This window comes from Trebonia kvetii, assembly GCF_007827045.1.
Classification (GTDB): Bacteria; Actinomycetota; Actinomycetes; order Streptosporangiales; family Streptosporangiaceae; genus Trebonia; species Trebonia kvetii.
Map to the genome: position 1 here is coordinate 461,212 of NZ_RPFW01000006.1, position 11,493 is coordinate 472,704.

General features: G+C 67.9%; 11 protein-coding genes. 7 read left to right on the top strand and 4 right to left on the bottom strand.

Annotated features, from left to right (window positions below; translation table 11 throughout):
* The first annotated feature begins 193 nt into the window (after positions 1 to 193).
* Positions 194 to 1,321, top strand: a complete 1,128-nt coding sequence (locus EAS64_RS30790; protein WP_145858722.1) for a 5-methyltetrahydropteroyltriglutamate--homocysteine S-methyltransferase — start codon at positions 194 to 196, stop codon at positions 1,319 to 1,321.
* A gap of 77 nt (positions 1,322 to 1,398) precedes the next feature.
* Here EAS64_RS30790 and EAS64_RS30795 read toward each other — a convergent pair whose 3' ends face one another.
* A complete protein-coding gene (locus EAS64_RS30795; RefSeq protein WP_187366288.1) occupies positions 1,399 to 2,739 on the bottom strand; it encodes an NAD(P)/FAD-dependent oxidoreductase in 1,341 nt (446 codons plus the stop codon).
* Positions 2,712 to 3,272 carry a helix-turn-helix domain-containing protein gene (locus EAS64_RS30800; RefSeq protein WP_145858724.1) on the bottom strand — a complete coding sequence of 187 codons (561 nt, stop codon included), beginning with the start codon at positions 3,270 to 3,272 and terminating at the stop codon, positions 2,712 to 2,714. Before EAS64_RS30800 ends, EAS64_RS30795 begins: the two co-directional genes overlap by 28 nt.
* Positions 3,273 to 3,355: 83 nt before the next feature.
* Here EAS64_RS30800 and EAS64_RS30805 point away from each other — a divergent pair, with 83 nt between their 5' ends.
* A complete protein-coding gene (locus tag EAS64_RS30805) occupies positions 3,356 to 4,777 on the top strand; it encodes an APC family permease (protein WP_187366289.1) in 1,422 nt (473 codons plus the stop codon).
* A gap of 88 nt (positions 4,778 to 4,865) precedes the next feature.
* Here the strand turns inward: EAS64_RS30805 and EAS64_RS47675 are convergent, their stop codons facing one another.
* Together EAS64_RS47675 and EAS64_RS30815 are read right to left on the bottom strand one after the other, a co-directional pair.
* Entirely contained in the window at positions 4,866 to 5,402 is a 537-nt protein-coding gene (locus EAS64_RS47675) for a transposase domain-containing protein (protein ID WP_369333570.1), read from the bottom strand.
* A 168-nt stretch (positions 5,403 to 5,570) separates the two neighbouring features.
* Complete coding sequence (locus EAS64_RS30815; RefSeq protein ID WP_145858728.1) at positions 5,571 to 7,013, bottom strand: amidohydrolase family protein; 1,443 nt, start codon at positions 7,011 to 7,013, stop codon at positions 5,571 to 5,573.
* 233 nt (positions 7,014 to 7,246) lie between these two features.
* On the opposite strand from EAS64_RS30815, the gene EAS64_RS30820 reads away from it, so the two are divergent.
* From EAS64_RS30820 to EAS64_RS30840, 5 genes are all read left to right on the top strand, one after another.
* On the top strand, positions 7,247 to 8,131 hold the full coding sequence (locus EAS64_RS30820) for an IclR family transcriptional regulator domain-containing protein (protein ID WP_145858729.1): 885 nt from the start codon (positions 7,247 to 7,249) through the stop codon (positions 8,129 to 8,131).
* A gap of 76 nt (positions 8,132 to 8,207) precedes the next feature.
* Positions 8,208 to 9,383, top strand: coding sequence for a CaiB/BaiF CoA transferase family protein (locus EAS64_RS30825; protein WP_145858731.1), 1,176 nt, complete (start codon positions 8,208 to 8,210; stop codon positions 9,381 to 9,383).
* Positions 9,384 to 9,387: 4 nt separating this feature from the next.
* Entirely contained in the window at positions 9,388 to 10,173 is a 786-nt protein-coding gene (locus tag EAS64_RS30830; protein ID WP_145858732.1) for a citryl-CoA lyase, read from the top strand.
* Positions 10,174 to 10,248: 75 nt separating this feature from the next.
* Complete coding sequence (locus EAS64_RS30835; protein ID WP_145858734.1) at positions 10,249 to 11,112, top strand: DODA-type extradiol aromatic ring-opening family dioxygenase; 864 nt, start codon at positions 10,249 to 10,251, stop codon at positions 11,110 to 11,112.
* Positions 11,112 to 11,474, top strand: a complete 363-nt coding sequence (locus tag EAS64_RS30840; RefSeq protein WP_145858735.1) for a hypothetical protein — start codon at positions 11,112 to 11,114, stop codon at positions 11,472 to 11,474. Before EAS64_RS30835 ends, EAS64_RS30840 begins: the two co-directional genes overlap by 1 nt.
* The last annotated feature ends 19 nt before the right edge of the window (positions 11,475 to 11,493 follow it).

Here is an 11,493-nt window from a genome sequence, read left to right on the forward strand (position 1 = left end):
CATCGCATTACGTCACATCACCGCTACGATCCGCTTTCGCCGGTTGTCGTAAGAGCACTGAAACGGATGCCGGTTACCGTAACCTTTTCACAGTTGCCTACGATTGATGGGCACCGCGAGACGCGAGACTCAACTGGCGTCACTGCAGTTCGCCGTCACCAACACACCCCAGCCACAGAGGAGCGCGCCGCAAATGGCCGACAACGTACGTCCGCCCTTCCGTGCCGACCACGTCGGCAGCCTGCTCCGCCCCAAGCAGGTGCTGCAGGCCCGCGACGAGTTCTCGCGCCGCGAGATCAGCGCTGAGCAGCTCGCGCAGATCGAGGACGAGGCGATTCGCGAGATCATTCGCATGCAGGGCGAGGTCGGGCTCAAGTCGGTGACCGACGGCGAGCTGCGCCGCCAGTCGTGGCACATGGACTTCATCTACCAGCTCGGCGGTGTCCAGAAGGTGCAGGACGAGACCATCAAGGTCGCGTTCCACAACAAGGACAGGGAGTACGAGTGGGCGCCGCCGTCGGCGCACGTGACCGACCGCATCTCGCTGCCGCGGACGATCTTCGCCGACGCGTTCACCTTCCTGCGCGACAACGCGGCCGCCGGCCAGACGTCCAAGCTAACCATCCCGTCGCCGAGCATGGTGCACTACCGTGGCGGCCGGGCCGCGATCAGCGACTCCGTCTACCCGGAGCTTGGCCAGTTCTGGGACGACCTCGCCGCCGCCTACGGCCAGGAGATCGCGCAGCTGCACGAGCTCGGCTGCCGGTACCTGCAGCTCGATGACACCAGCCTTGCCTACATCAACGACCCGGTGCAGCGCGAGCACATCAGGGCGATCGGCGGCGACCCGCTGCACCAGCACGAGACCTACATCGCCACGATCAACAAGGCACTCGCCAACCGCCCGGCGGACCTGACGATCACCACGCACATGTGCCGCGGCAACAACCAGTCCATGTGGGCCGCCGAGGGCGGCTACGACTTCGTGGCCGACACCCTGTTCAACAAGCTCGACGTGGACGGCTTCTTCTGCGAGTGGGACGACGAGCGCTCCGGCGGCTTCGAGCCGCTCCGCTACCTGCCGAAGGGCAAGCGGGTCGTGCTCGGCGTCGTCACCAGCAAGCGCGGCGAACTCGAGACCAAGGACTTCATCAAGCGCCGCATCGAGGACGCCGCCAAGTACGCGGACATCGACCAGCTCTGCCTGTCCGCGCAGTGCGGCTTCTCCTCCACCAGCGAGGGCAACGACCTCAGCGAGCAGCAGCAGTGGGACAAGCTGCGCTTCATCGTTGAGGTCGCCGAGGAGATCTGGGGAGAATAACGGATTAGCCCGAACGAGTGCGGGGTGGCACCTTCAGCCCACCCCGCACCTTCTCGGCCGGATCCAAGTACCCGGTTTCACCTATCGCGGCCGGACACGAGGTCGGCGAGACGCGACAACCGCGTTGAATGACCCAGGCCGCGTGCCGTTTCCGTCCGGTCGGCATGACGGTAGGCGGCGTACATGGCCTGCACGCCGAGCCAGCGAAGCGGCTCCGGCTCCCATCGGCGGCCAACGTGGCCGACCCACGGTAGGTCGGCGAGTTCGCTACCGGAACCAGTGATCAGGCCTGCGAGCGTGCGGCCTGCCAGGTTCGCTGTGGTCACCCCGTGTCCCGCGTACCCGCCCGCCCAGCCGAAGCCGGTCGCCTGGTCGAACGCGACGCCCGCCCGCCAGTCCCTCGGCACACCAAGCACCCCGGACCAGGCCCGCGCGACGGGCACCTCTGCCGCGGCCGGGAACAGCCGCCGCAGCATCCCGGTGAGCGCGGCCACGGTGGAGTCTGGCGTATGCCCGTTGGGGTCGAAGCCGTTGCTGTACCGGTAGGGGTTGCCGCGGCCGCCGATCGCAATCCGGCCGTCGGCGGTGCGCTGCAGATAGCAGTACGCGTGCGCGAAGTCCGACATCGTCTCGGCGTCGGCCCAGCCAATCTCGGACCAGACCGACGCGGGCAGCGGCTCGGTCACGATCACAGAGCTGTTCATCGGGAGCCACCGCCGCCGCTGGCCGGGCAGGGTGGCGGTGAAACCCTCCGTCGCACGGACCACCGCCTCGGCTCGCACGGTACCGTGCGGGGTACTGACGGCGCCGCGGGAAATCCCGGTGACCGGTGTCTGCTCGAACAGCAGCACCCCCGCCCGTTCGGCCGCACGGGCAAGGCCGGCAACGAGCGCGGCTGGCTGCACGCGGGCGCACTGCGGGGTAAAGGCGGCGGCGCGGGCACCAGCAACCCGCACCCGGGTAGCGAGCTCAGCCGGCTCAAGCAGGCGCCAGTCCGCCGCAACTACGGCGAACGCGCGCAGCCTGGTTTCCTGAGCCGGGGTTACGGCGACGCGCAGGCAGCCGGATTTGACGGCGTCGGCCTCGATCCCCTCGGCAGCGCACACCTTGAGTACCTCGTCAACACTGTCGGTCATGGCCTGCCTGAGCCGGGCGTCGTGCGGGAAGTCGATCTCTGCGGACAGCCAGCCGCCGTTGCGCCCGGACGCGCCGTAGCCGGCGTAGCGAGATTCCAGCACGATGATTCGCAGCGACGGGTCGTGTCTGGCCAGGTAGTACGCGGTCCACAGGCCGGTGTAGCCCGCCCCGACGATCGCCACGTCGCAGCTACGGTCGCCGGACAGCGACGGCCTGGCCGCCGGCGGGCCGCCAAGGGCGTCCCACCAGAAGCTCACAGACTCGGCGGGCTGATGATCCACAGCACCCTCACGTCCTCGTCGGTCTCGTTGATCACGCAGTGGGTGAACGAACTGCGGTACTCGGCGCTATCCCCGGCCGTCAGCAGGTACTCCTCCTCGTTGAGTACCAGCCGGATGGTCCCGGACAGCACCAGCAGCAGCTCCTGGGAATCGCCGTGCGTGTAGCTGGGGCTGCCCACCGTCCCGCCGGGGTGCACGACCCCCTCAAGCACCTCCATGTTCTGCAGCGGCCTGCGAGTCAGCATGAACTTGTCAACCGACGACGTGCTGATCGTGGGCCGGTCTGCCGCGCGCAGCACCCGGTGCGGTGATGCGGTCTCGTCGGAGAACAGGTCGGCCAGGGTGAGGCCGAGTGCCTCTGCGATCATCCGCAGTGTAGGGATAGATGCGCCGGAAGCGCCGCGCTCAAGTTGGCTGAGGAAGCTGACGCTGACCTCGGCCTGCTCGGCGAGCGTACGCAGGGTCATCTTGCGCATCTGGCGATAGGCACGGACCTTGCTGCCCACGTCCTGCGCGGTCGTCGTGGTATCCATCAGTCCTCTTCATTCGCCGTAGACTTCCACTTCAATTCATGTGTAGTGTGACGCGAACGATCTTACACTCTACGGAGGCGCCCATGCAGGAGACGCTTGAGCCGGTCACCACCGAGGGGCCGACTTCCGGCACACTGAGCTGGTTCGATGGCTTCTCGCTCGCCATGTGCATACCAAACGGGATCATCACCAGCCTGGGGTACACCATCGCCGCCGTCGGCGCGTGGCCCGCCCTGCTGTTCTGGTCGCTCAGTACTTCCATCGCTTACGTCCAGAACTATCTCTACGCCGAGATGGCGATGATGTTCCCCAAGGAAACCGGGGGGATCGCGCTGTATGCGAACCACGCATGGCGGCGGTACTCCACGCTGGTCGGGCCGCTGGCGACCTTCGGCTACTGGGTGGGGTGGTCGCTGACGCTCGGCGTCGTCGGCGAGACGCTGGGCAGCTTGATCCAGGCGCAGTGGTTCCCGCACTCCACCTGGAGCCTGCACGGCGGGCCGGTTACCATGGGCCTGCCGCAGCTGCTCGCCATCTTTGCGATCGTGGCCAGCTGGCTGACCAACATCCTCGGGATCCGGGTGGCCGCGGCGGTCAACCGGGTCATCTCGGTGTCCTTCATGATCTTCGTGGCCCTGGTCTTGATCGCCCCGGCGTTCGCGGGCGGCTGGCACATGTCGCGGCTGAGCTGGCACGTCGGCTCCCACCCGGTGATCACCATGCTGGTCTGGATGTACGCGGCCGCATGGACCGTCTACGGCACGGAGATCTGTGCCACGTTCGCGCCCGAGTACCGCCAGCCCGGGCGGGACACGTTCCGCGCGATGAAGTACAGCGCGCTGTTCGTGTTCGCCACCTACCTGATCACCCCACTATCGGCAACCGGGGTGCTTGGCGAGTCGGCGATCAGCGCCAACCCGATCACCTATACGGTGCTGCTGCTGCAGCAGGCGTTCGGATCAGGTATCACCGACATCGTGATGATCGTGATCGCCGCCGAGTTGCTGCTCGCCATGATTGCGGCCAGCGCGGACGGCGGGCGTGCCATCTTCGGCATTGCCCAGCAGGGGCTGACCCTGCGGCAGTTCGAGAAGCTCAACCGCTTCGGCGAGCCGGGCAGGGCGCTCACCATGGACATGGTGGTGAACACGCTCGTGGTCCTGCTCGTCTCCTCGCCGCTGGCGATCCTGCTCGCCGCCAACCTCGGCTACATGCTGTGCACCGTGTTCGCGGTGTCCGGTTTCCTGCTGCTTCGCAAGGACCGCCCCAACTGGACGCGGCCGATCAAGCTGGCCAGGCCGTGGGTGGTCCTGGCGGTTATCGTGCTGCTCGCCGACATCGTGATCACCGCGATCGGCGCCACGCATCCGCAGGAGGTCGGTTACGGGTCAATGCGCAACGTGCTGATCGCGGTCGGGGTGCTGCTCGTGTCGCTCGTGCTCTACGTGATCCGCCGGGTCGGGCAGGATCACGAGCGCTTTGTCCTACGCGAAGCGGACGCCTGAGTTACAGCCCGAACGAGCGCGGGGTGGCCCATTCGGGCCACCCCGCTCCTTTCCGTCTGGACCGCGTGCTAGTCGCAAGGCCAGTAAGTTAAGGCCCGTCTTGGGGGTCAAATCGGCGGTGAGGATGGCGATGTCGATGGTGGCCTTGTAGGTTGCGCGGTCGACTTTGCCTCGTGCGTTGTACTTGGAGATGGCGCGCTTGACGACGCGGGGGCTGATGCGCAGCCGCCTGGGCGGCATGAGGCTGGCCAGGACGAGGCGGCCGATCCGGCCGGCGAGGTCGATGCTTGTCCCGGCGATGACGCCCGCGGCCAGGATGACCTGGTCGCTCTCGCAGCGGCCCCGGCCCCAGGCGCCGGCGGGCCTGGGTCATCGCGGACACGGTCGGGTCAGCGGCCGGCAGCCCCTCCAGCCCGGCCGTGAGCTTGCCCCAGACCTGGAAATAGCCCAGCTCGGCGAACAGGCAGCCCGCCAGCAGCAGGTAGACCACCACGCGGGCCGGCAGATCATGGACCCGCCGCTGGAGACGGCAAGTCTGCTCCAGCACCGCGCCGGCCATCTCGAACGGCACCTGCTGGGTCAGTTCGCCCAGATGACCAGGCGCGAAACGCCCTCCGGCCACCATGACGGCTCGGGTGATGACAGACTTATCCAACGGCGGGGCTCCCGGCGGCCTGGTTCGTCTTGGCGGACAAACCTCACTTACCGGAGCCCCGCCGCTCTCGCAGCAGCATCGGCACCCATCGAAACGCCTTGACGGCAGCCCAACCCGGCTAACTAACCGGCCTTGGTGCTAGTCGGACTCCTTCCAGGCCGACACGTCGTCCCGGTAGGTGTACGGGTTGTTGAGGATCTCGTGCTCCGGGATCTCCGGGTGCATGCCCTTTTCCCACTCTTCCGCGCCGTGCTCGGCCTTGAGGTACTCGATGGTGGCGTCGATCTTCGCCTTCGCCGCGGCCAGGTCGATGCCGACCAGCTTGTGGTCGTGCTTGACGACCTTGCCGTTGACGAGCACGGTGTGCACCTCGCCGCGGCCGGCCTGGTAGACCACGTGGCCGTAGGGGTGCAGCACCGGGAAGCTGACCGGCGAGTTGTCGTTCTTGACCAGCACCAGGTCGGCCTTCTTGCCCACCTCGACGCTGCCGATCGACGCGTCGAGGCCGAGGGCCTTCGCGCCGCCTCTGGTGGCGTAGTCAACCACTTCTTCTGCGCGCAGGAAGTGGTTGGTGAGGGTCTCGTCCTTCTCGTGCGCCTCGTCGTGCGTCTTGGCGCGGTCGGCGTTGAGCGTGGCCCGCATCGCGGCGAACATGTCGGCGGACCACCAGACGCTGGTGTCGTTGGACAGCGAGACAGGGATGCCGTACTTGCGCAGCCGCCAGGTCGGTGAGTAGCCCTGGCCCGCGTTGCACTCGGACTCTGTGGAGACCGAGGCGAAGCCGCCGGTCGCGGCGATCTTGTGGTAGGAGTCCGGGGAGAGCGACGCCGCATGCACGTAGATGGTGCCGGGGGTCATGTATCCGCCGTCGTACATCTGGTTGATGCCGACGTCGCCGGTGACCTTCCATACGCCCGCGTGCGTGGTGACATTCACGCCGAGGTCGCGGGCGACGTCGAAGGCGGCCTTCTCCGGGAAGCCCTCGATGCCAGGCAGGTCGAAGGCGATCTGGAAGCCGAGCATGTCGCCCTTGCCGTCGATCCTGCGGGTGTAGAAGTCGCGGAACTCCGGAGTCGTCGCCCACTCCCACGCGCCAGCGAAGATGTTGCCGTAGCCGAGGACGAACCGGCCGGGTACCGACTCGAGCGCGTCAACGGCCGCGTCGGCGTGGTCGGTGGTCCGCAGGCCGTGCGACCAGTCGACGCTGGTGGTCACGCCTGCGTCCACCGCTTCGATGGCGGAAAGCAGGTTGCCCGCGTAGTAGTCCTCGGGACGGAAGATCTTGCCCCACTGCAGGTAGTAGTAGACGAAGTACTGGGTCAGGGTCCAGTCGGCGCCGTACCCGCGCATGGCCGTCTGCCACATGTGCCGGTGCGTGTCGACCATGCCTGGCATCACGATCCCGCCGGCGGCGTCGATCTCCGCGGTGCCGTCGGGCACGGCGAGACCCGGGCCGACCGCGGCGATCCGCTCGCCGGAGACGAGCACGTCCGCGTTGGACAGGACCGTGTGCGCGTCGTCCATCGTCAGCACGGTCGCGTTCCTGAACACAACCGGCTGGCCCGGCTGCGGTGCAGTCATGGGGAAACCTCCACGGTGAGGCGCTAGTCAAAAGCGCAATACGGACGGCCGTCCGATAGTCGGTCACCAGAACCTGATCGGAACACTGTCCCTTTCTCGTCGCCGTGTCAAGTGTGGTGAAATGGCTCGCCTGATGGTCAGCCAGCACTGGTTGTCCGGCATGCGGACAGATTGCCGAAGACGCGCTAGAGTGCGGGCAGGTTGTCACGGTCGCTCGTTTCTGGAGGTTACTTGTGGCTCGTCGGGATGACAGCCCGGACTTCATCGAGGCGATCGCCCGCGGACTCGACGTGATCCGGGCCTTCGGGCCGGGCAAGCCGGTGATGTCCCTGGCCGGCGTGGCGGCGGCGAGCGGACTGCCGCGGCCGACCGCGCGCCGCATCCTGCTGACGCTCGAGCAGCTCGGCTACGTACGGCAGGCCGGCGGCGCGGCGGGTCCCGGCCAGCAGGCCGCTTCCTCCGGCGGATACGAGCTGACACCGCGGGTGCTCGATCTCGGCATGTCCTACGTGCTGTCGCGCGGCCTGTGGGAGATCGCGCGGCCGCACATGGAGGAACTGGTCACGCGCACCAGGGAGTCGACGTCGATCGCGCAGCTCGACGGGTCGGACATTGTCTATGTGGCCCGCGTCGCCGTGCCGAAGATCGTGACGCTTTCTGTAACAATAGGCACCCGCTTTCCCGCGATGCAGACGTCGCTCGGCAAGGTGCTGCTCGCCGCCCTGCCCCTGGCGGAGGCGGAACGAGTTCTTGCCGAACCGTCCAGGTCAGGCATCACGCCCCGTTGGCAGCCGGACGCGGCGGAGCGCGCCGCGGCGCTGCGCGAGGTGCGCGCGCGGGGCTGGGCGCTCACCGATGAGCAGCTCGCTCCGGGCATCCGGTCGGTCGCGGTGCCGCTGCGGGACGGCGACGGCCGGGTGATCGCCGCGGTCAACGTCAACTCGCACGCGGCAGAGACGCCGCTCGACGTCCTGATCGGCCAGCACCTGCCGCTGCTGCTGCAGACGGCAGGGTCGATAAGCGCCGACTGGGCGGCGCGGCAAAGCGCGCCCCAGGTTACGGTGGTGCCAGGCGGTACCGCCGGTGGCGGGCCGTTGCCTGCCGCCGAGCCGTCTTGACAGGTCTTCGATCCGTTAAGATACTCGGCAGGCGGACGGATGTCCGATACGCGGACAACGTACGGGAGATGACAGCATGAGCGATGCGGACACGGCGCGGCCCGGACCCCTTTCCGGGCTGCTCGTTGCCGACTTCTCCCGGGTTCTCGCCGGGCCGTACTGCACGATGCTGCTCGCCGACCTGGGCGCGAACGTCATCAAGGTGGAGTCGCCTGGCGGCGACGACACCAGGTCCTGGATGCCGCCGGTCACCGAGGACGGAACCTCGACCTATTTCCTCGCGATCAACAGGAACAAGCGGTCGGTCGCGCTCGACCTGAAGGACGACGGCGACCTCGCGCTCGCGCACGAGCTCGCCAGCCGCGCCGACGTGTTCGTGCAGAACTTCAAGCCGGGCGGGCTACGGCGCTACGGCTTGGACTACGAGGCGGTCAGCGCGCTCAACCCGGCGGTCATCTACGCCTCGATCAGCGGCTTCGGCAGCGCGGGCGGCAAGGACTTCCCGGGCTACGACCTGATGGTTCAGGCGATGTCCGGGCTCATGTCGCTTACCGGCGACCCGGACGGCCCGCCGTTCCGCGCGGGCATCTCGGCGTTCGACGTCATCGCGGGCCTGCACACCACGATCGCGATCCTCGCCGCGCTCAACCACAGGAACGCGACAGGCGAGGGCCAGCACCTCGAGGCGTCGCTGATGGCGTCGGCGATGTCCGGCATGGTGAACCAGACGAGCGCCTACGCGGCGGGCGGCGTGGTGCCGTTCCGGATGGGCAACTCCCACCCGAGCCTGTTCCCCTATGAGCCGCTGCCCACCGGCGACGGCGAGCTGATCGTCACGGCGGGCAACGACGCGCAGTTCCGCAAGCTGTGCGACGTCCTTGGCGCGCCCGAGCTCGCCGACGACCCGAGGTTCAACACCAACCCGGGCAGGACGGCCAACCGGGCCGTGCTCAAGCCGCTGCTCGCGAAGAAGCTGGCGGCCAAGTCGGCCGGTGAGTGGTTCGACGCGCTGATCTCGGTCGGCGTGCCGTGCGGTCCGATCAACACCGTCGACAAGGGCATCGCGTTCGCCGAGAAGATCGGCCTCGAGCCGATCGTCACCGCGGGCAGCGGCGATCGGACAAGGCCGACGATGCGGCACCCGGTCACCTTCTCCAAGACGCCGGCCAGCTACCCGCTCGCCCCGCCCGAGCTCGACGAGCAGGGCGAGGAGATCCGCGGTTGGTTGGCGAAGCCAGCGACGGAAGGATGACAGCATGGCTGAGTACCCGACGTCGCTTGGCACCTCGGACGCCGACCACATCACGCTGCTCGGTCAGGACCTGGCCGAGGACCTGATGGGCAAGGTCGGGTTCGGCGAGCTGGTGCTGTGGATGGTGACCCAGCGCCGCCCGACACAGTCCGAGGTGCGGGTCTTCGAGTCGGTGCTCGTCGCGCTCGCCGACCACGGCTTCACGCCGACGGCCATCGCCGCCCGGCTGACCTACCTGTCGGCGCCCGACTCGCTGCAGGGCGCGATTGCCGCCGGGCTGCTCGGCGGGGGGTCGCGCTTCCTCGGGGTGACCGAGGACTGCGGCCAGTACCTGGCCGCCGTGCTCGCGGAGGCGGGCGAGATCCCCGCCGACGACGCGGGGTTCGACGCGCTTGCCCTGGACGCGGTCCAGCAGGCGCGCGCCGCGAAGAAGTTCGTGCCAGGCATCGGCCACCCGGTGCACAAGGTCCGCGACCCGCGCACACCGCGGCTCATCGAGATCGCGACCGAGGAGGGCGTCCGCGGGCCGCACCTGCGGCTGTTCGAGGCGATCGGCCGGGTGCACCCGCAGGTGCTCGGCCGGACGCTGCCGCTCAACGGCGCCGGCGTCTGCGGCGCGGTGCTCGCCGACCTGGGGCTGCCACTTGCCATGCTGCGCGGCTTCGCGCTGCTCGCCAGGACCGGCGGATTGCTCGGACAGCTCGCCGAGGAGCAACGCAACCCGATCGCCAACGACATCTACATGCATGTCGACAGGAACGCCACCTACGTAGTACCCAAGTCTGAGTAAGGCCCCTCATCCACGAATAGCCCCCAGGGGCCGGTCCCCGCCCCCCAGCAAATCCTCCACGGCAAGGGAGCCGCCATGGCGACCATCGCAGCGGTCATCGCCTCGACCCACCACCCGTTTTACTACCGTGCGAGCACGTCGACGGGCGCGGACCGCCCGCCGTTCGCCGATGAGTGGGTCTCCAAGATCACCTCGTTCCGCCAGACGCTCACCCAGGCCAACCCCGACGTCCTGGTCCTGGTGGGCAGCGACCACTTCCACCAGCTCTGGCTGGACAACATGCCGCAGTTCCTCGTCGGCAAGGCGCCGTTCTACGACGCCAACTGGTACAACGAGGAGCGCGAGTTCGGCCTGCCGCGGATGTTCTTCAAGGGCCAGGAGAACCTGTCGGCGCACCTGCTGCGCAGCGGGCTCGACGCGGGCTTCGACCTCGCGTTCAGCAACGAGCTGCGCATCGACCACAGCGTCACCTGCCCGATGATCACCCTGCGGCCGGAGTGCGACCTGCCGATCGTGCCGGTCTACACGAACATCTTCGCGCCGCCGCTGCCGCAGCCGAAGCGGTACGTGCAGCTCGGCCGGGCGATCCGCGAGATCGTCGAGTCCTGGCCGGAGAACCTGCGGGTCGCCATCATCGGCACCGGGCACCTGTCACTCGAGCTCGGCGGCCCCAGGCAGTTCGGACCGCACGGACCCGACCCCGAGTTCGACCGCAAGGCCGTCGAGTGGATCGCATCCGGCGACATCGAGAAGGCGCTCGGCGAGGTGTCGCTCGACTCGCTGTGGGAGCCGGGCAACGCCACCCACGGGTTCCTCGACTTCATGCTGATGATGGGCGTGGCCGGGGCCGGCGAGAAGGCCGACTACGTGGACACCCTCGACCTGTTCCACACCATGGAGGCCTACTTCACCTGGTACCCGAAGGGCGGTCGGGCCTGATGTCCAGGTACCTGCTGAACAAGTTCCTCTACACCGTCGACCGCGACCCCGAGCTTGTCGAGCGCTACCGCGAGGACCCGCGCGGCACGGTGGAGTGGTGGGAGGCCGAGCGGGCCAACGTCATCCTGAACGTGCTCACCGGCGAGAAGTCGAGCTGGCTCAAGTTCGACGACACCGAGCGTGAGGCGCTCGCCACTCATGACGTCCCGAAGCTGTTCGAGCTCGGCGCGCACCCGTTCCTCACGCTGACCCTGTGTATCGCCATGTTCGAACGCGATTACACAGAACCGCTCGGTTACCAGCTCTACTACGCCCAGTGCCTGTCGCACTTCACGCTCCCGTACCCGGATATCTCCACCTGACGTAGCGCGTTCCGCAGGA